The 19985-nt window shown below is 64.5% G+C and carries 19 protein-coding genes; 8 read left to right on the top strand and 11 right to left on the bottom strand.

Annotation, left to right across the window (positions count from 1 at the left end; all coding sequences use genetic code 11):
* Positions 1–91: 91 nt before the first annotated feature.
* Genes C2I35_RS13020 through C2I35_RS13010 form a run of 3 tightly spaced genes read left to right on the top strand, consistent with a single transcriptional unit; the run spans position 92 to position 3382 of the window.
* Positions 92–1306 carry an amino acid ABC transporter permease gene (locus C2I35_RS13020; protein ID WP_103763503.1) on the top strand — a complete coding sequence of 405 codons (1215 nt, stop codon included), beginning with the start codon at positions 92–94 and terminating at the stop codon, positions 1304–1306.
* Between the two features lies 1 nt (position 1307).
* Positions 1308–2600, top strand: a complete 1293-nt coding sequence (locus C2I35_RS13015) for an amino acid ABC transporter permease (RefSeq protein ID WP_103763502.1) — start codon at positions 1308–1310, stop codon at positions 2598–2600.
* A 14-nt stretch (positions 2601–2614) separates the two neighbouring features.
* Positions 2615–3382, top strand: a complete 768-nt coding sequence (locus C2I35_RS13010; protein WP_103763501.1) for an amino acid ABC transporter ATP-binding protein — start codon at positions 2615–2617, stop codon at positions 3380–3382.
* Positions 3383–3400: 18 nt separating this feature from the next.
* Here the strand turns inward: C2I35_RS13010 and C2I35_RS13005 are convergent, their stop codons facing one another.
* The 11 genes from C2I35_RS13005 to C2I35_RS12955 all read right to left on the bottom strand — a co-directional run bounded on the left by C2I35_RS13005 (position 3401) and on the right by C2I35_RS12955 (position 14038).
* Entirely contained in the window at positions 3401–4528 is a 1128-nt protein-coding gene (locus C2I35_RS13005) for an acetoin utilization protein AcuC (protein ID WP_245890489.1), read from the bottom strand.
* Positions 4525–5016, bottom strand: coding sequence for a SixA phosphatase family protein (locus C2I35_RS13000; RefSeq protein ID WP_103763500.1), 492 nt, complete (start codon positions 5014–5016; stop codon positions 4525–4527). The genes C2I35_RS13005 and C2I35_RS13000 overlap by 4 nt, the downstream gene beginning before the upstream one ends.
* Positions 5013–5651: a ferredoxin gene (locus C2I35_RS12995; protein WP_103763499.1), complete on the bottom strand. Its 639-nt coding sequence runs from the start codon at positions 5649–5651 to the stop codon at positions 5013–5015. The genes C2I35_RS13000 and C2I35_RS12995 overlap by 4 nt, the downstream gene beginning before the upstream one ends.
* Entirely contained in the window at positions 5648–6442 is a 795-nt protein-coding gene (locus C2I35_RS12990; protein WP_103763498.1) for a sterol desaturase family protein, read from the bottom strand. The genes C2I35_RS12995 and C2I35_RS12990 overlap by 4 nt, the downstream gene beginning before the upstream one ends.
* Before the next feature lie 75 nt (positions 6443–6517).
* Positions 6518–7381: an acetylglutamate kinase gene (gene argB, locus C2I35_RS12985; RefSeq protein ID WP_103763497.1), complete on the bottom strand. Its 864-nt coding sequence runs from the start codon at positions 7379–7381 to the stop codon at positions 6518–6520.
* Positions 7382–7576: 195 nt separating this feature from the next.
* A complete protein-coding gene (gene yihA / locus C2I35_RS12980; RefSeq protein ID WP_103763496.1) occupies positions 7577–8227 on the bottom strand; it encodes a ribosome biogenesis GTP-binding protein YihA/YsxC in 651 nt (216 codons plus the stop codon).
* Positions 8227–8970, bottom strand: coding sequence for an MOSC domain-containing protein (locus tag C2I35_RS12975; protein WP_103763495.1), 744 nt, complete (start codon positions 8968–8970; stop codon positions 8227–8229). Before C2I35_RS12975 ends, yihA begins: the two co-directional genes overlap by 1 nt.
* Complete coding sequence (gene yidC, locus C2I35_RS12970) at positions 8970–10802, bottom strand: membrane protein insertase YidC (RefSeq protein WP_103763494.1); 1833 nt, start codon at positions 10800–10802, stop codon at positions 8970–8972. The genes C2I35_RS12975 and yidC overlap by 1 nt, the downstream gene beginning before the upstream one ends.
* 193 nt (positions 10803–10995) lie before the next feature.
* Positions 10996–12507: a putative bifunctional diguanylate cyclase/phosphodiesterase gene (locus C2I35_RS12965; RefSeq protein WP_103763493.1), complete on the bottom strand. Its 1512-nt coding sequence runs from the start codon at positions 12505–12507 to the stop codon at positions 10996–10998.
* 55 nt (positions 12508–12562) lie between these two features.
* On the bottom strand, positions 12563–13432 hold the full coding sequence (ttcA, locus tag C2I35_RS12960) for a tRNA 2-thiocytidine(32) synthetase TtcA (protein WP_103763492.1): 870 nt from the start codon (positions 13430–13432) through the stop codon (positions 12563–12565).
* 45 nt (positions 13433–13477) lie between these two features.
* Positions 13478–14038, bottom strand: coding sequence for a TlpA family protein disulfide reductase (locus tag C2I35_RS12955; protein WP_103763491.1), 561 nt, complete (start codon positions 14036–14038; stop codon positions 13478–13480).
* Between the two features lie 22 nt (positions 14039–14060).
* Between C2I35_RS12955 and argH the strand changes: the two genes are divergently transcribed.
* Genes argH through C2I35_RS12930 form a run of 5 tightly spaced genes read left to right on the top strand, consistent with a single transcriptional unit; the run spans position 14061 to position 19982 of the window.
* Positions 14061–15452: an argininosuccinate lyase gene (argH, locus tag C2I35_RS12950; RefSeq protein ID WP_103763490.1), complete on the top strand. Its 1392-nt coding sequence runs from the start codon at positions 14061–14063 to the stop codon at positions 15450–15452.
* Positions 15449–15682 (top strand): hypothetical protein, encoded by a 234-nt coding sequence (locus C2I35_RS12945; protein WP_103763489.1) that lies wholly within the window; start codon positions 15449–15451, stop codon positions 15680–15682. The genes argH and C2I35_RS12945 overlap by 4 nt, the downstream gene beginning before the upstream one ends.
* On the top strand, positions 15679–15984 hold the full coding sequence (locus tag C2I35_RS12940; RefSeq protein WP_103763488.1) for a DUF2834 domain-containing protein: 306 nt from the start codon (positions 15679–15681) through the stop codon (positions 15982–15984). The genes C2I35_RS12945 and C2I35_RS12940 overlap by 4 nt, the downstream gene beginning before the upstream one ends.
* A 43-nt stretch (positions 15985–16027) precedes the next feature.
* Positions 16028–17293: a diaminopimelate decarboxylase gene (gene lysA / locus C2I35_RS12935; RefSeq protein WP_103763487.1), complete on the top strand. Its 1266-nt coding sequence runs from the start codon at positions 16028–16030 to the stop codon at positions 17291–17293.
* A 37-nt stretch (positions 17294–17330) separates the two neighbouring features.
* Entirely contained in the window at positions 17331–19982 is a 2652-nt protein-coding gene (locus C2I35_RS12930; RefSeq protein ID WP_103763486.1) for a TIGR02302 family protein, read from the top strand.
* Positions 19983–19985: the final 3 nt, after the last annotated feature.

Here is a 19985-nt window from a genome sequence, read left to right as displayed (position 1 = left end):
ACTCCGCGCCCTTCGCGCATCTAAACCAAGGACAGGCCCACCCGCGCACAAGCGCACACAATAATCCGGGCCGCCAACGGGGACACTCCAGATGACAACATTGACCGACCCTCCACAGGAGTCGTTTCGACCGTCTATGCTGTTGAACGATACGCGCTATCGTTCCTACACATTCCAGTTCATCGCCCTGATCGTGCTGATCTCGATCATCGCCTACCTGGGCTATAACCTTGTGCTCAACCTGCGCGCCGCGGGTCTGAACATTTCCTACGAATTCCTGGGCGAGCCGGCGGGCTATGACATCAACCAGACGCTGGTGGAGTACACCAGCCGAAGCTCGCACCTGACCGCCGCCATCGTGGGCATCTTGAACACGCTTCTGGTGGCGTTCCTGGCCTGTGCCACGGCGACTATTTTCGGCGTGATCGCTGGCGTGCTGCGCCTGTCGAACAACTGGCTGGTGCGCAAGCTGATGGCCGGCTACGTCGAGGCGTTCCGCAACGTGCCGGTGCTGATCTGGATCATCATCATCTTCACGATCATGACGGCCGTCTTGCCAGCGCCACGGGCCTTCCGGGGCGAGGATGCGGATGCGTCGATGATCCTGGGGTCGATCGCCTTTACCAACCGGGGCGTATACGTGCCGATGCCGATCTGGGGGCCGGGGTCGATGGTGGTCGTGGTGACGTTCATCCTGTCGATTGTCGGGGTGTTCGCCTATCGCGCCTATGCCAAGAAATTATTGTTCGATACCGGTAAGCTGTTGCCGATGGGGTGGCCGTCGCTGGCGATCCTGTTCGTGCCGTCGATCCTTATGTTCTTCATCATGGGTCAGCCGATCTCGCTTGACTATCCCGAACTGGGCGGATTCAATTTCTCCGGAGGGCTGCAGATCGGCGCACCGCTGATCGCGCTGTGGTTCGCGCTGTCGATCTATACCGGCGCCTTCATCGCCGAGAACGTCCGCGCCGGCATCCTGGCCGTCAGCAAGGGCCAGACCGAGGCGGCGGCAAGCCTGGGCTTGCGTCCGCGCCGGATCATGAACCTCGTGATCCTGCCGCAGGCGTTGCGGGTGATCATCCCGCCGCTGATCTCGCAGTACCTGAACATAACCAAGAACTCTTCGCTGGCGATTGCCGTGGGCTATGCCGACATCACCGCCACGCTGGGGGGCATCACGCTGAACCAGACGGGCCGCGCCATCGAATGCGTGTTGCTCTTGATGCTGTTCTACCTGCTGATCTCGCTCGGGATCTCGGCGGTGATGAACGTCTACAACAACGCCGTGCGGCTGAAGGAGCGCTGAGATGTCTGACACACATGCAGAATCCGTCGCTTATGTCCGCGACACCATGCTACCGGAAACTCCACCTCCGGCGGCGGAAACCGGCGTCACCAAGTGGATGAAGCAGAACCTGTTCGCGACGATCCCCAACTCGGTTCTGACCGTGGCGGCAATCGTGGTGATCTACTTCCTGCTGGCCGCAACGCTGCCCTGGATCCTGAACGGGATCTGGAATGCAACGTCGATCCGGGAATGCCGCGAGATCCTGGAAGGTGCGACCGGGGGCTGTTTCGCGGTGCTGAGTGACCGGTGGAACCAGCTTTTGTTCGGGTTCAAGTATCCCAGCACGGAATACTGGCGCCCGGCGCTGGCCTTCCTGCTGCTGTTCGTGGCGGCGGCACCGGTGATGTTCTTCAAGTACCTGCCACGGCAGTTGCTGCTGTTCACCGGCGTTTACCCGTTCCTGGCATTCTGGCTGATCTGGGGCGGGTCCATTGTACCGCCGCTGTTGCTGCTGCTTGGGTTCGTCGCGGCCTATGTTGCGTTCAAGGCGCTGGAAAAGAGGGGCTTCGGCGTCGCGGCGCTGGGTGGCCTCGGGGTGCTTATCGTCGCGATCATCCTGGCCGGCAGCATCGGCAAGATCGAGGTGCTGCGGCTGGAGCAGGTGCAATCGCGCGACATGGGGGGCTTCATGCTCAACATGATCCTCGGCACGGTCTGCGTTTCGCTGTCGATCCCGATCGGCATCGCGCTGGCGCTGGGGCGGCAATCAGACATGCCGATCATCAAGTGGATCTGCGTGGTCTTCATCGAGTTCATCCGGGGCGTGCCGCTGATCACGCTGTTGTTCGTGGCGAACGTGGTGCTGGCCTATTTCCTGCCGCCGGGCACGACATTCGACCTGATCATCCGGGTGATCATCATGATCACGGCCTTCGCCTCGGCCTATATCGCCGAGGTGATCCGGGGCGGCCTCGCCGCCCTGCCGCGCGGGCAGTACGAGGCGGGCGACAGCCTTGGGCTGGACTATGCCCAGGCGATGCGGCTGATCATCCTGCCGCAGGCGCTGAAGATCTCGATCCCGGGCATCGTGAACGTGGCGGTGGGTCTGTTCAAGGACACCACGCTGGTCTCGGTCATCTCGATGTTCGATCTTGTCGGCATGATCCGGGGTCCGATCCTGGCCTCGACCGACTGGAACGGGGTCTACTGGGAGCTGTTCGGGTTTGCCGCGCTTCTGTTCTTCGTCGTCTGTTATGGCGTGTCTCAATATTCGCAGTGGCTTGAGCGCGAGCTCAACACTGATCACAGGTAAGGGGAGGGTTATCCATGGCGGAAACCGCTCAAATGCAGGTCTCGGACGAAATCGCGATCCGGATCGAGAACATGAACAAGTGGTACGGCACGTTTCACGTGCTGCGTGATATCGACCTGTCGGTCCACCGGGGCGAGCGCATCGTCATCGCGGGCCCGTCCGGGTCGGGCAAGTCGACGCTGATCCGGTGCATCAACGCGCTGGAAGAGCACCAGAAGGGCCGGATCGAGGTGGACGGGACGGTGCTGTCCTCGGACATCAAGAACATCGACAAGATCCGGTCCGAGGTCGGGATGGTGTTCCAGCACTTCAACCTGTTCCCGCACCTGACGATCCTGGAAAATTGCACGCTGGCGCCGATCTGGGTGCGTAAGATCCCCAAGCGGCAGGCCGAGGAAACGGCGATGCATTTCCTTGAGAAGGTGAAGATCCCCGAACAGGCCGACAAGTATCCCGGGCAACTGTCGGGCGGTCAGCAGCAGCGGGTGGCCATCGCGCGGTCGCTGTGCATGAAGCCACGGATCATGCTCTTTGACGAGCCCACGTCGGCGCTGGACCCCGAGATGATCAAGGAAGTTCTGGACACGATGGTCAGCCTTGCCGAGGAAGGCATGACGATGCTGTGCGTAACTCACGAGATGGGCTTTGCCCGGCAGGTGGCGAACCGGGTGATTTTCATGGACCAGGGCCAGATCGTGGAACAGAACGAACCCGAGGAGTTCTTCAACAACCCGAAAAGCGACCGGACGAAGCTGTTCCTCAGCCAGATTCTCGGGCACTGATCGGGGGCCTTCAGGGCCTTACACCCAAACGCGCCGCCGGGCCTGCAGCAGCTGCACCCGGCGGCGAATTTCGTTCTGCACGGGGCCATGGCGGGGCGTGTCGCGGAGCGTTTCCACGAGGTGATCCGGCCGGTCGCCGCGCTGGCGGGTCCAGCTGAGGGCCGCGAGGACCGACCGCGCCCGTTCCGGCAGGCGGTCGGGAATCTCGAAGCCGTTGAGCGTGGCCCAGACGCCGGACCAGAGCCGGCCGACGGTCCACGGGTTGTATCCGCCCCCGCCAAGGACCAGCAGGCGCGGGGCCATCTGTTTCAGGGCCGTGACGACCTGCCAATGAGCGTTGTTCGACAGGGCCAGACGGGCAAGCGGATCTTCCAACACCGCGTCCGCCCCGCATTGCAGGACGATGACCTCCGGGCGCCAGTCCTGCACGGCGGGCAGGAGGACTTCGTCGCGCAGCAGCGCGAAATCGTCGTCATGCGTACCGCGCGGCAGGGGCAGGTTGATCGCATGGCTGCCGGCCCGGTCGTCGAGCGCGCCGGTAAAGGGCCAGCGGGCCTCTTCGTGGGTAGAGATCATCAGCACGTGCGGGTCGCCGTGAAACGCCGCCGCGACGCCGTCGCAGTGATGCGCGTCGATATCGACGTAAGCGATGCGCGTGAGGCCCTGTGCGAGGAACGCCTTGATCGCCAGCACGGGGTCGTTGAGATAGCAGAAGCCTGCCGCATGGTCGGCCATGCCGTGATGCGTGCCGCCGCCCGGGTTGTAGACGATGCCGCCCTGTGCCAGCAAGTCCGCCGCCAGAAGCGACCCGCCGGCGGCAGTGGCGGGACGGCGGTAGATCTCGGGGAAGATCGGGTTTGACAGCGTGCCGATCTGGTGGCGCGCGCGCGTCGCCTCGTCCACCCTGTGCGCTGCCTCGGCCTGTTGCAGAGCGGTGATGTAGGCGGGCGTGTGAAAGCCCGTCAGCGCCGCGGGCTTGGCGCGCGGGCTGACGCGGAACCGGTCGCGGGGCAGCCAGCCCATCGCGTGGCACAGGTCCATGACCGTGGGCACGCGCGGGATGCTCAGCGGGTGGCGCGCGCCATAGCTGGAGCCGCGGTAGATCTCGGACCCGATGAAAAGGGGATGTGGCCCGGCCCCGGTCACTCAACCAGTTCGCGCGGGATCACGAAGGCTTCCAGCCGTCCGGTGCCGGGCGTGAACGCGCCCCAGTCGTCGATGTCGAACCGCGCGACCAGCGTGGCCCCGGTGGGATAGTCTTCGAAGCGCGGATGGTCGGGATGCTCGGCCATGATCTGGTGTGCGAAAGACGCGATGCCGGGATTGTGCGCCAGCATCAGGACGGTCTGGCCCGTGGCGCCCTTCAGAACCTTCAGCATCTCCGCCGGGCCGGCAAGGTAGAGCCGATCGAGCACCTGACGGTCGCAGTCGACCTTGAGCCGCTGCATTGTCTCGACGGTGCGGACCGACGACGACACAAGCGCTTCGTCCACCACGATGGTTTGCGCCCGCAACCAGTCGCCCAGGGTGTCGGCCGAGCGTTTGCCGCGCTTGTTGAGCGTGCGGTCATGGTCGTCGAGCGTAGGATCGCCCCAGCTGGATTTGGCGTGACGCATCAGGACGAGACGTCTCATTTGAAGGCCCTCATGTGAAAGGCGGACTGGTCTTCCAGCCGCCCGTAGGACTGGCTGACCGGGCAGGCCCGGCGCACTGCACATCCCTTTGACATACAATCATTTTCCGGCCTGTCCAAGTCTGCCTTGCAGGCGTCGATCTCATAGGTGCCGGTGGCGAAGGCATCGACGGGGCAGGCGGTGAGGCAGGGCCGGGTGGCGCAGCTGTCGCAGGGATTGGGCGGCGGGGCCGGTGCGTCGATGATGTGACCGAAGCCAAGCGCGCCGCGATACGAGATCATCAGACCGGCGGCATCGTGCACCAGCAGGCCGACCGGCGAGGAATGCGCCCGACCGCTGGCCTTGGCCCAGCTTACGAACGGCTGGTAGGGCGGGCCGCCGAAAGGGAAGAAGGCGGTGCCGTCCAGAGCCCGGGCGAGGCCGCCGATCACGCGCGACGACCAGCGGTCCATCGCGTCGGGCGCGGTGTCGGCATATTCCGGCGACGCGGTGAAGGCCGGCCAGAAGCCGGGCTCCTGCGGTCCGAGCAGAACGAGCGTGCCGATGCCGTCGGGCGTCTCCGCCCCTGTCACCACGCCGAAGGTGGCCAGATGGTGCGGGGCCGCGGCCTGTGCGATGTCGTCGAGTGTCGTCATTTGCGGAAGAATGGCAGCCCGAGAGACCATCCAAGGCGCGAGGGCCGATCATCCTGCCACTCAAGGCCGATGGTCATGTCGTCATGGCCCTTTCCGGGCTGGTCGATGTATGTGCCGAACATGCGATCCCAGATCGACAGGGCGAAACCGTAGTTGCTGTCGTGTTCGCTGCGCTGGTCGGAATGGTGCACGCGGTGCATGTCCGGCGTCACCAGGACCTTGCGCAGGGCGGCGTCCAGCCCCAGAGGCAGCTTGATATTGGCGTGGTTGAACATGGCGGTGCCGTTCAGGATGATCTCGAACAGGATGATTCCGAGCGCGGGCGGGCCGAGCAGGTAGACGAGCCCGATCTTGAGCAGCATCGACAGCGCGATTTCCACCGGGTGAAACCGGATCGCGGTGGTCACGTCGATGTCGCGGTCGGCATGGTGGACGCGGTGGATGCGCCACAGGAGCGGGATCTTGTGAGTGACGAGGTGCTGCGCCCAGATGGCAAGGTCGAAGATCAGCACGGTCAGCACCACGGCGATCCAGCCGGGAATGTCGACGGCGTTCATCAGGCCCCAGCCGTTGGCCTCGGCATCCACGGCGGCGCCGACGGCCAGCAGCGGCAGGGCGAGCGCGAGGGCGCGCAGGGTCAGCGTGTCGAGGAGGACGATGGCCCAGTTGGTGATCCAGCGCGTATTGCGCGGTTGCGTGCGCACGCGGCGCGGGGCCTTGGCCTCGACCAGGGCCAGGACCGCGAAAAGCCCGATGAAGACGGACAGGCGGATCAGCAACTCGTTTTCCATGCGGTATATTTATTGCATCCGCATGTGTCCGCAAAGAGACGAAGGGTCACAAGGCGGTGACGCTTTTGACGGCGCTCAACCCGCGCGGATCAGCGAGCCGGAGCCGTGTTCGGTGTAAAGCTCCAGCAGCACGGCATTGTCCAGCCGCCCATCAAGGATGACCACGCCGCGCACGCCGTACGAGAGTGCATCGAGCGCGGTTTCCGTCTTGGGGATCATGCCGCCCGAGATGACGCCCCGATCGGTCAGAGACTTGATCTGCGATGCGGTCAATTCGGTGAGGATGTTGCCCTCGCCGTCGCGCACGCCGTCCACATCCGTAAGCAGCAGCAGGCGGTCGGCCTGAAGCGCCGCCGCAATGGCACCGGCGGCGGTGTCGCCGTTGATGTTGAAGGTCTCGCCCTGGCGGCCCGCGCCCAAGGGAGCGATGACGGGGATCGCGTCATCCTGAAAGAGCGTGTGCAGGATGGACGGATCGACCTTGTCGGGCGTGCCGACGAAGCCGAGCTTGGGGTCGGTGGGCACGCAGGTGATAAGGCCCGCATCCTTGCCCGACAGGCCCACGGCCTTGCCGCCCTGAGCGTTGATCGCCTGCACGATGCGCTTGTTGACGCGGCCCGAGAGGACCATCTCGACCACTTCCATCGTGGCCTCGTCCGTCACCCGCTTGCCATTCACGAAATCGGACTTGATGTTCAGCTTTTCCAACATCTGGTTGATCATCGGGCCGCCGCCATGAACGATCACCGGGTTCACGCCGACCTGCCGCATCAGCACGACGTCGCGGGCGAAGGTTGCCATCGCCTCGTTGCTGCCCATGGCGTGGCCGCCCAGCTTGATCACCACGATGGCGTCGTCGTAGCGCTGAAGATAGGGCAGGGCCTCGCTGAGGGTGCGGGCGGTTGTGAGGTTGTCGCGGGTCATGTCTCGAGTCTTCATGGGCGTGATCCTTGTTCGGGGGCGTTATCACCGGACGGGCGCTGACGCGCAAGACTTTAGGTGACCCCCACCCTGACCCTCCCCTCGGGGGAGGGAAGCCTGGTGGCGGGCCTACCCCGCTGAAGGATCGGGGCGCCTGTGGTCGCGTTCGTGCATGAGTATTTCCGGCAAGAAAAAGCCGGAGGTGATCCCGGGCTATTCCAGCGTGGCGATGATGGCGCGCAGGGTGGCGATGCCGTCGCCCTTTTCCGAAGAGGTCAGGACGATCTCGGGGAAGGCGGCGGCATGGGTGGCAAGGCGGGTGCGGACCTGTGCCAGCACCTTGTCGCGCTCGGCAGCCTTGACCTTGTCGGCCTTGGTGAGCACGCATTGAAAGGTCACGGCGGAGCTGTCGAGCAGGGCCATGATCTCTTCGTCTACGGGTTTGATCCCGTGGCGGGCGTCGATCAGCACGAAGGCGCGGCGCAGGGTGACGCGGCCCGAGAGGTACTGTTTCAGCAGCGCCTGCCATTTCTCGACCTTCGGCAGAGGTGCGTTGGCATAGCCGTAGCCGGGCAGGTCCACGAGGAATGTCTGGCCGCCGAGGTCGAAATAGTTGATTTCCTGCGTGCGGCCCGGGGTGTTGGAGGCCCGGGCCAGCGCCTTGCGGCCGGTCAGCGCGTTGATCAGGCTGGATTTTCCGACGTTGGAGCGCCCGGCGAAGCAGACCTCGGGACGGTCGGCGTCGGGCAGGCCGGACATGGCGACCACGCCCTTGACGAAAGTAACCTCGCCGGCAAAGAGCTTTCGGCCGGATTCCAGAGCGGCCTCGCTGGGCGCCTCAGCCAGGGGGAAGGGGAGCGCCATCAGATCGGTTCCACGGTGTCGCCGACGCGGATCGTGCCCGAGCGCATGACGGTGGCGTAGACGCCGAAATCCTGGTGGCCGAAGCGGGTGTTCAGCGTGCCGAGCGTGTCCGCGTCACGTTCGCCGGTCTGCGGATTGGCGGTGGTGGCAAGGCAGCGCTTGATCGGTTCCTGCACGCTCAGTTCGGCGTCGCCGATGCGCAGGGTCTGGCCGACCCAGTCGAACTCGGCCCATGGGTCGAGCCCGGTAAGGTGGATGTTGCCGCGCCAGCGCAGGGGCGAGATGTCCTGCGCCATCGCCTCGGTCATGGCGTCGTTGGAGGCAAGGTTGATCAGGCTGATCGACGCGTAGTCGGTGTCGGTCATGCCGCGCCCGGGCACATGCACGAGCCGGGCCGATTGCGCGCGGTCGGCGGGCATGAGCGGGCGAACCCAGTCGAGGAAGGCATCCTGCTCCCGTTCGGGATCGAAAGTCAGATCGGGCCGATCGGGATGGGTGAGCGTGACGCTGCCATCAGCTTCGTCCACCTTGGCCGAGATGGCCATGAGCGTGCCGGTCTTGGCCCCGCGCGAGAAATTGGCGCAGGGCACCCATTCGGTCCCGTCGGCCTTGGACATCTCGTGCGCGACGGCCCAACGGCGGTCCCATGGCATGGTCTGGCCCTCGGTCAGGGTGACCGTGTCCAGCGCTTCGCGGCCGTGCCCCTTGATCGGGTGACGCCAGAGCGCGGCCACGGTTGCCATCACTTGTCCTCCGGCGGCGGGGTCTTGGCCTTTTTCTTGAAGCTGGACTTGATGTTGCCGAAGACATCCGGCTTGTAGCCCTGGCTGCGCATGATCAGGTATTGCTGGCTGAAGGTGATCACGTTGTTGGCGATCCAGTAGACCACGAGGCCGCTGGCGAAGCTGCCCAGCATGAACATGAAGACCCATGGCATCCACGCGAAGATCATCTGTTGCGTCGGGTCGGTCGGCGCCGGGTTCAGTTTCTGTTGCAACCACATGGACACGCCGAGGCAGAGCGGCAGGATGCCGATGAAGATCAACGCCAGGATCGAGCCCGGTTCGGGCGCGGCCCAGGGCAGGATGCCCCAGAGGTTATAGAGCGACGATGGGTCGGGTGCCGAGAGGTCGTCGATCCAGCCGATCCAGGGAGCGTGGCGCAGCTCCAGCGTTACGAAGATCACCTTGTAGAGCGAGAAGAAGATCGGGATCTGCATCAGGATGGGCAGACAGCCCGAGGCCGGGTTGACCTTTTCCTTCTTGTAGAGCTCCATCATCTCTTTCTGGAGCTTCTGGCGGTCGTCGCCCGCATTTTCCTTGATCTTCTCCATCTGCGGCTGGAGTTCCTTCATCTTGGCCATGGAGACGTAGGACTTGTAGGCCAGAGGCAGCAGGACCGCCTTGATGATGAGGGTCAGCGCGATGATCGCCCAGCCCATGTTGCCGATGAGTTCGTTGAGGTTGTGCAGCAGCCAGAAGATTGGCTTGGTCAGGAAGAAGAACCAGCCCCAGTCGATCGAATCGATGAACTTGGTCACGCCTTCGTCGTTCTGGTAGTGCCGGATGGTTTCCCATTCCTTGGCGCCGGCGAAGAGGCGGGTCTGGATGGTCACTTCCTGCCCGGGCGCGACGGTCTCGGTGCGCTGCTTGATGTTGGTCTGGTAGATGTTGCGGTTGGTGTCCTGGAAGGTCGAGAAGGTCGAACCTTCGGCCTGGCCGGGGATCAGCGCGGTCATCCAGTAGTGATCGGTGAAGCCGGACCAGCCGGCCTCTTGCAGGGCGATATTCTCATGCGCGCCCGCAGCTTCGAAATCGTCATAGTCGATCTCGCGCAGCTCGCCGTCAGTCAGGCTGATGCCGCCTTCGTGAAGGATGAAGAAGTTCTTGAGGTCCGGCGGCAAACCGTGGCGGGCGAGGATGCCGTAAGGCGCGACGGAGGCGGCGTTGTCGCCGGTGTTCCGCACCGATTGGGTGACGTTGAACATCGAGCGGTCATCGACGGACATTTCGCGGCGGAAGGTCAGGCCAGCGCCGTTGTCCCAGGCCAGGACCAGCGGGTTTTCGGGGGTCAGCGGACCATCGGACTCGACGTCCCAGACGGTGTTGGCACCGGGGACCTGGTCGGGCGTCAGACCGCTGCCCGGCGCCCAGCCGAAGAGCGCATAATAGGCGCGGTCGGTGCCGACGGGCGACAGGAGCGTGACGATCGGCGCATCCGGTTCGAGCGTTTCGCGGTAGTTCTTGAGTTGCAGATCGTCGATCCGCCCTCCACGCAGCGAGACGGTTCCTTGCAGGGTGGGCGTGTCGATCTCGATGCGCGGCGTGTCGTCGGTCTCTGCTTCGGCCTGTTGCGCCTCGGGTGTCGCGGCGGTGTCGTCGGCCGTACTTGGCACAATGGCCGTGTCGCCCGCACGCTCGGACGGGGTGGTGCCGGTTTCCGTGGTGGACGTGCTGGTGGTGGTCGCCCCCGGCGTCTCTTCCGGCTCGGGCGGCGGGAAAAGCAGGAACCAGATAAGGATCACCAACAGGCTGAGGCCCGTTGCCAGCAGGAGATTGCGGTTCTGTTCGTCCATCGTGGATGGCCACCCGTGCAAGTTTCATTCGTTTGGGGCGTTCAACAGAGTGCAGCAGCAAAGGTCAAGGGGGCAGAGCAGATTCGTGGTGATGTGAAAAACTGTGTCGCAGCTTGCAACGAAGCCCGTTGACAGGTTTGTTGCGGGCCTGGGCGTCACGGATGCGATTGCGCCCAGTGATGCGATGGGTGGCCTAGCCGGCGCTACGGCCGATGCGTGGCGGCGTCTGGACCCGCGCAAGGTGATCGCCGATCCACTGGATTGTTCGGACAGCCGGCATGGGGCGGGCGATGCCGAAGCCCTGAACATGGCCGACCCCAAGTTGGGCAAGCATCGCGTGTTCGCCCGCGGTTTCCACGCCTTCGGCAACGGTCTCGAGGTCAAGCTGTTCTGCCATGAGCTGGATTGCGTTGACCATGCGCTGCTGCTCGACGTCGTGATCGAGTTTCTTGACGAACGAGCGGTCGATTTTCAACCTGTGCACAGCGAACCGACGGATCGACGAGATCGAGGCGTGCCCGGTGCCAAAATCGTCGAGGTCGATGTGACAGCCCATCTCGGCCATGCGTCTGATATTGCGCACGATCGTATCCTCGGGGGAATAGGCGACAACGGATTCAAGAATCTCGACCGTCAATCGCGTCGGCGCGATATCGTAGCGGTCAAGCTCCCACGCGAGGCGGTCGACCAGTTTCGGGTCGCGCAGTTCGCCGGCAGAGAAATTCACACCGACCTGAGGTACGTCGAATCCCGCATCGTCCCAGGATTTGAGCGCTGAAAGCGCGTCCCGCAGGATTTTCGTGCCAAGAATGTCTGTTTTGCCCATTTTCTGCAGGAGCGGAAGAAACTCTGTGGGCGGAATCAGGCCGCGAACGGGATGTTCCCACCGCGCCAGCGCCTCGAACCCGGAAATGCCGCCGGTATCGGTGGAAACCTGCGGCTGGAACCAGGCGTTTATCTGCCCATCAGTCAGTGCGGTCAAAACCTCTGTTGCGGTGCCCTCGGGCAGGGGCGAGACCCGGCGCAACTCGGGGCTGTAGGCGCGAATGGCCGATGGGGCGTGGCGGCGCGCCTCGACCAGCGCGGTACCGGCAGCATCGGACAGGTCGCGCCCGGTGCCGCCGCGAATGAAGCTGTCAAGGCAGAAGCCCACCGAGGCTGAGACATAGATCGTGGTGGCATCAAGTGAGATCGGCTCCTCCGCGACGGCTTGCAGGCGGGTGGCCAGTTTCAGCCCGGCTTCGGAGTCGAGTCGGCGAACGGGGGCAAGAATGATGCCGAACTGCCCGTTGGAAATTGGAAGCAGGACGTCATGTTCGCGCAGTACGGTCTTGAGCCGGTCGGTCACGCATTTGCAGATACGATCGGCAGCCGCGGTTCCGTACCGGTCGAGAAGCGTTTCGTAGTCGTCGATTTCGACGATCGCGCATCCCGTGCGTCGAAGGCAGTTGCGTGCAGCGTCGAGCGTTTCCTGAAGCGCGTGTTCGAAATCGCCTTCATGGCGCGTTACGGCGACAGGTGGCGCGGCGTGACGCAGCCACGCAAGACCGAGCGGCACCGCCAGCGCAATCGCCAACAAGACCGGTTCGCCACCAAGCCAGAACCCGCCCAGCACCAGCGCGGGAAGGAAAGCCAGCGCCTGTGGGCCCGAAAGCACCGTCATGAAGGAATAGCGAAGGGAGGACACATATTTGTTCAGGGGCATGTTTCGGGGTCCAAAGCGATCAAGCGGACGCTAACCCGAGTTGTTCAATAGCCCCTTAACGCAACCTGGGTAGCGCGTCGTCATTTCCTTCGAATTTTAGCGAGTCCCGGCTTAACCCCTCGAAATCGAAGAGTTTAGGGTCGAGCAAGTGTGAGGGCCGGGCGTTCATCAGGGCCCGGAACATGACCTGGCGGCGGCCCGGGCTGTTGGCCTCCCAGCCGTCGAGGATCTGTTTGACCTGCTGGCGTTGCAGCCCGTCCTGCGAGCCGCAGAGATCGCACGGAATGATGGGATAATCCATCGCGCGGGCGAACCGCTCGCAATCGGCCTCGGCCACATGGGCCAGCGGACGGTAGACGAAAAGGTCGCCTTCCTCGTTCACCAGCTTGGGCGGCATGGTGGCCAGCCGCCCGCCGTGAAAGAGATTCATGAAAAACGTCTCGAGGATGTCGTCGCGGTGATGACCCAGCACCACGGCGGAACAGCCTTCTTCGCGCGCGATGCGGTAGAGATGACCACGGCGCAGCCGCGAGCAGAGCGCGCAATAGGTGCGGCCCTGCGGCACCTTGTCGACGACGACGGAATAGGTGTCCTGGTACTCGACCCGGTGGGGCACGCCCATGTCTTCGAGGAACTTGGGCAGGACTGTCGCCGGGAAGCCGGGCTGGCCCTGGTCGAGGTTGCAGGCGAGGATATCGACGGGCAGAAGGCCGCGCCATTTCAACTCGTGCAGGACGGCCAGCAGGGTGTAGCTGTCCTTGCCGCCGGACAGGCAAACCAGCCAGCGAGCATCTTTCTCGATCATGCCGTATTGCTCTGTCGCCTCGCGCGCCTGGCGGACGATGCGTTTGCGCAGCTTGCGGAACTCCGTGGTTTTCGGAGCGCCGGCAAAGAGCGGGTGGATATCGTCGGCATCGTCGAGCATGTTTGGGCGTTTAGAGCGATTCACGCCACCGGGCAAGCGCGAGCGTCAGGCGCCGGCGTCGATCAGCGCCTGCAGAATCGACTTGGCGCTGTCCGAGCTCCAGTCGGCATCGCCCTGAAGCCGGGCAATCTCGCGGCCCTCGCGGTCGAGGATGACCGTGACGGGCAGGCCCAGCACGCCCATCTGGCGCGAGACGCCCATCTTGGGGTCGGCGTGAAGCGGCAGGTTGTCGACGCCGATCTCGTCGAAGAACTTTTCCATCGCGGCGGGTGCGTTGCGGCCCGAGGCGATGGTGACGACCTCGAAATCCTTGCCGCCGAGTTGGTCTTGCAGGTCCGACAGCATCGGCATCTCGTGGCGGCAGGGGGCGCACCACGTGGCCCAGAAATTGACCAGGGTGATCTTGCCTTCGTAGTCCGACAGGGTCAGGTCGCCGCCATCCTCGGACTTGAAGGCCTCGGAAGGCACCGCCTTGGCCTCGGAATGCACCACCAGCTTTTTCATGTCGCCGTCGCGCAGGTCGGCAATATCCGCGGTCTGGGCCGCTGCGCCGTTTGCACCGACTGCGAGGGCCATATAAAGGACGATGGACTTCAGCGAATTCATAGCGCCTCCGAAGAGTTGGGACATGACAGACAAGACCTCTAACAAGATGTGGGGCGGCCGGTTCGCCGCAGGGCCCGATGCGATCATGGAGGCAATTAATGCCTCGATAGATTTCGACAAGCGCCTCGCGGCGCAGGATATCGCCGGGTCGCGCGCCCATGCGGCCATGTTGGCCGCGGCAGGTATCGTCAGTGATAGCGATGCCGAGGCGATGCGGGAAGGCCTGCTCACGGTGTTGTCAGAGATCGAAAGCGGGGAGTTCCCGTTCTCGAAGGCGCTGGAGGACATTCACATGAATGTCGAGGCGCGGCTGAAGGAGGTGATCGGCGAGCCGGCGGGGCGGCTGCACACGGGGCGCAGCCGGAATGACCAGGTGGCGACGGATTTCAAGCTGTGGGTGCGCGATCAGCTCGATGCCTGCGATGCGGCATTGGTGGCGCTGATGAAAGCGTGCCTCGCTCAGGCCGAGGCCGGGGCGGATTGGGTGATGCCGGGGTTCACGCATCTGCAGGTAGCGCAGCCGGTGACGTGGGGCCATCACATGATGGCCTATGTCGAGATGTTCGGGCGGGATCTGTCCCGTGTCCGCGATGCCCGCACGAGGATGAACGAATGCCCGCTGGGCGCGGCGGCCCTGGCCGGGACGTCCTTTCCCATCGATCGGGACATGACGGCGAAGGAGCTTGGGTTTGATAGACCGGCGGCCAACAGCCTCGACGCGGTCAGTGACCGGGATTTCGCGCTGGAGTTCCTGTCCGTGGCCAGCATTTGCGCCATGCACCTGAGCCGGATGGCCGAGGAACTGGTGATCTGGTCTTCGGCGCAGTTTCGCTTCGTGACGCTGAGCGACCGGTTCTCGACCGGGTCGAGCATCATGCCGCAGAAGAAGAATCCCGATGCCGCCGAGCTGATCCGCGCCAAGATCGGGCGCATTTTCGGGGCGAACGTGGCGCTGATGACGGTGATGAAGGGCCTGCCGCTGGCCTATTCCAAGGACATGCAGGAGGACAAGGAGCAGGTCTTTGACGCCGCGGACAACCTGATGCTGGCGCTGGCCGCGATGGAGGGGATGGTCCGCGACATGTCGGCCAACCGCGACGCGCTGGAGGCGGCGGCGTGTGCGGGGTTCTCGACCGCGACGGACCTTGCGGACTGGCTGGTGCGGGTGCTGGGCCTGCCGTTCCGCGACGCGCATCACGTGACCGGCGCGCTGGTGGCCAAGGCGGAAGCCAAGGGATGCGACCTGCCGGAGCTGAGCCTGGAGGAGATGCATTCCGTGCATGGCGATATCGACAAAACGGTTTATGATGTGCTGGGTGTGCACAACTCGGTCGCCTCGCGCATGAGCTATGGCGGGACCGCGCCCGAGCAGGTGCGCATGCAGGTTGATCGCTGGAAGGAGATCCTGGGATGAAACGTGTGATTGCATGTCTGGGCCTGATTCTGGTCGCAGCATGCGGCGTGGATGGCGAGCCGATCCCGCCCGGCACCGAGCCAGACGATACCGTGGCGCGGAATGATCCCACACCGGTGCGGCCAAACCTGAACGGGTCGCTGACCGTGGGCACAAACGGATCGCGGGCCAGTGTGGGCACGTCGGTCGTCAGCGGTAACGTGTCGGTCCACGTGGGCACGGTGTTTTGAAGTACGTTTTCCTGGCCTTGGCTACCTGGGGGGCAATCCACCCGATGGCGTGGTTCGTGGCGTGGTTCAACGCCAACGGGTACAGCCTGATGGGCATGGTGGAGGCGTGGCATGCCAATGCCGCGACCAGCGGGCTGGTCTGGGACCTGACGATTGCTGCCGTCGCACTGACCCTCTGGGTGATCTGGGAAACGGCAAAGGCGCGCGACTGGCTGCGCCTGATCGCGATACCCGCGACGTTCTGCATCGGGGTGAGTTGCGGTTTGCCGCTTTATCTGTTTCTGAGGATGCGGCGCGGGTGAGACCCGCCGAGTATTGAGTATTTTCAGCAAGAAAAAGCGGGCGATGGATCATTTTCTTTACCGAGACGGCGAGCTTCATGCCGAGGATGTGCCGGTGGCCGAGATTGCCGCCGAGGTTGGCACGCCGTTCTATTGCTATTCGACCGCGACGCTGACGCGGCATTTCCGGCTGTTCGACGAGGCGCTGGACGGGATGCCGCATCTGGTGTGCTACGCGATGAAGGCGGCGAGCAACCAGGCGATCCTGAAGACGCTGGCGCAGCTGGGCGCGGGGATGGACGTGGTCTCAGCCGGCGAATACCTGCGCGCCAAGGCGGCGGGGGTGCCGGGCGAGCGGATCGTGTTTTCCGGTGTTGGCAAGACTCGCGATGAAATGCGCATCGCGCTGGAAGGCGGCGTGCGGCAGTTCAATGTCGAGAGCGAGCCGGAGATGGCCGCGCTGTCGGAGGTTGCCGTGTCGCTGGGTGTGGAGGTGCCGATCACTGTTCGGGTGAACCCGGACGTGGACGCGAAGACCCATGCCAAGATCGCGACCGGCAAGAGCGAGAACAAGTTCGGCATCCCGATTGCCCGCGCGCGGGAAGTCTATGCCGAAGCCGCGCGGTTGCCGGGGCTCAAGGTGATCGGGATCGACGTGCATATTGGCAGCCAACTGACCGATCTGGAGCCGTTCCGGCTGGCGTATCAGAAGGTTGCGGAGCTGACCGAAGTGTTGCGGGCGGATGGTCACGAGATATCGCGCCTTGATATGGGCGGTGGGCTTGGCATCCCCTATGAACGGTCGAACGCGGCGCCGCCGCTGCCCACGGATTACGGGGCTATGATCCGCGAAACGGTCGGGCACCTTGGCTGCGAGATCGAGATCGAGCCGGGGCGGCTGGTGGCGGGCAATGCCGGTATCCTTGTCAGCAAGGTGATTTACGTGAAATCGGGCGAAGGGCGTGATTTCCTGATCCTCGACGGGGCGATGAACGACCTGATCCGCCCCGCGATGTACGACGCCTACCACGATATCGTCCCGGTGAAGGAGCCAGCGCCGGGCGCGGAGCCGGCCAAGTACGACATCGTCGGACCGGTCTGCGAATCGGGCGATACCTTCGCCAAGGAACGGGTCATGCCGCATGTGGGCGAGGGCGACCTTGTGGCGTTCCGCAGCGCGGGCGCATATGGCGCGGTCATGAGCAGCGAGTACAATACAAGGCCGCTGGTTCCGGAAGTTCTGGTGCATGAGCATCAATTTGCCGTCATCAGGCCCCGGCCGACCTTTGACGAGATGATAAATCGCGATACCATTCCTGCATGGTTGTGACGCGACGGGCGCGTTCGCAATCCAACCGCAGGGATGCATGGCACAATCTGACAACACCACGTTCAACAAGGTCATCAGGCGGCTGAAGCGGCCCTTGATGCTGACTTGGGCCGGGCTGATTGCCGAGCGTCTGGTTCGGGCCTTCTGGCCGCTCTGGAGCGTGGTTATCGCGGTGTGCGCCGCCTTGATGCTTGGGCTGCACGACCTTGCGCCGGTGGAAATCGTCTGGACGCTGGCCATCGTTTCTGGGCTGGCCGCGCTGGGCTTCGCGGTGCACGGGGCGCGCCGGTTCGACTGGCCGTCGCGCGAAGAGGCGATTCGACGGATGGACGGCGTGTTGCCGGGACATCCGCTGGCGACACTTGCCGACAGGCAGGCCATCGGTAACGGCGACACGGGGTCGCAGGCCCTGTGGCGGGCGCATATCGCACGGATGGAAGCCCGCGCCGCCGGTGCGAAAGCGGTCGAACCCGACCTGAGACTGTCGCGCCGGGACCCGTTCGGGCTTCGCTATGTCGCCCTGTTGGCGCTGGTCGTGGCGGTCTTGTTCGGATCCGTCTGGCGGGCCGGTACGGTGTCGCAGATGGCCCCCGGCAGTGGTGCGGCGCTGGCCAGCGGACCGACTTGGGAAGGCTGGATCGAGCCGCCGGCCTATACCGAGTTGCCGAGCCTTTACCTGAACGATCAGGACGGGGCGTTCAGCGCCCCCGAAGGCAGCTTGGTCACGCTGCGCTTTTACGGCGAGGTGGGCGCGCTGAGCATGACCGAAACGGTCTCGGGTCGGACCGAGGACATTCCGCCGGCCACGGACATCGAGCAGAGCTTCGAGATCGCACAGGACGGGACGTTGCGGATTGATGGGCCCGGCGGCGAGGAATGGACGATCACGGCACTGCCCGACGCGCCGCCCGAGGCGTCGATCTCGGAAGGGCTGGAGGTCACGTTCGACGGGCAGATGAGCCAGCCTTTCGCGGCCAGCGACGATCATGGCGTGGCCGGTGGCACCGCGACGTTCGAACTGGCGCTAGACGAGGTCGACCGGCGCCATGGCCTGACGGCCGAACCCGATGCGCGCGAACCGATCGTGCTGGACCTGCCGCTGCCGATCACCGGGGACCGCGCGGACTTTACCGAGACCTTGATAGAGAACCTGTCAGAGCATCCGTGGGCGCATCTGCCGGTGCGCCTGACGCTGAACGTTCGGGACGAGCGCGACCAGACGGGGCAAAGCGCGCCGCTGGTGATGGATCTGCCGGCGCGGCGGTTCTTCGATCCGATGGCCGCGTCGGTGATCGAACAGCGGCGGGATCTGCTCTGGGCGAAATCCAACGCCAGACGTGTCAGCCAGATGCTGCGGGCGGTGTCGCACAACCCCGAGGAGGGGCTTTTCAAATCCGAGACGGCCTATCTGAAGCTGCGGGTGATCCTGCGGCGGCTGGAGACGTTCATCGACCATGACAGCCTGACCGACGAGACGCAGGACGAACTGGCGCAGGCGCTGTGGGATCTGGCCGTGCTGCTGGAGGATGGCGATATCGGCGACGCGCTGGAGCGGATGCGCGCCGCGCAGGAACGGCTGAGCGAGGCCATGCGTAACGGCGCCAGCGAAGAAGAGATCGCGCGGCTGATGCAGGAGTTGCGCGACGCGACGCAAGATTACCTGCGCCAGAAATCGCAGATGGCACAGCGCGAGGGCGATCAGACGGACGAACCTGACCGCGGCCAGTCCGAGAACATGCAGGCCCTGACCGACCAGGATCTGCAGGACATGATGGACCGTATCCAGGAACTGATGGAGCAGGGCCGGTTTGCCGAGGCGCAGCAGGCACTGGAAGAGTTCCAGCAGATGATGGAGAACCTGCGCGTGACCGAGGGTCAGCAGGGGCAGGGCGGTGACAATCCCGGCCAGCAGGCGATGGAAGGTCTGGCCGAAACGCTGCGTGACCAGCAGGGCCTGTCGGACGAGGCGTTCCGGGATTTGCAGGAACAGTTCAATCCCGGCGCGCAGGCCGGGGAGTCGCAGGGCAACGAGGGCCGCAACGGCGGCCAGGGGCAGGGCCAGCAGCACTCGCAACAAGGACAGGGCCAACAGCAGGGTCAGGGTCAGCAGCAAGGGCAAGGCCAAGGCCAGCAACAGGGTCAGCAACCCGGTCAGGGCCAAGGCAACCAGTCCGCCGAAGGGCAGCAGGGCAACGGCGCCGGCGCCCTGTCGGACCGGCAGGAGGCGCTGCGGCGCGAGTTGGAACGCCAGCGGCAGGGTCTGCCCAATGTCGGCGGTGAAGCCGGGGAAGATGCCCGCGAGGCGCTGGACCGGGCCGGACGCGCCATGGAAGGTGCAGAGGAGGCGCTGCGGGGCGACGACCTTCCCGAGGCGATCGACCGGCAGGCCGAGGCGATGGACGCCCTGCGCGACGGGATGCGCAGCCTGGGCGAGGCAATGGCCGAGAACAGCCAGTCCCAGCCGGGCCAAGGCCAGGCGCAAAGCCAGACACCGGGCCAGTTCGGCGAGCAGGATCCGCTTGGCCGGTCACAGCGCGGGCTGGCCGGGGACCAGGGCGAGTTCACCGCACGAGAAGACGTGTATCGCCGTGCCGGAGAGCTATTGGACGAGATCCGTCGCCGGTCGGGCGATACGGCGCGACCCGAGGTCGAGCTTGATTACCTGCGGCGGCTTCTGGACCGGTTCTGAACT

The organism is Roseovarius confluentis (assembly GCF_002917925.1).
GTDB classification, from domain to species: domain Bacteria; phylum Pseudomonadota; class Alphaproteobacteria; order Rhodobacterales; family Rhodobacteraceae; genus Roseovarius; species Roseovarius confluentis.
This window is presented reverse-complemented; position numbering and strand designations above follow the sequence as displayed.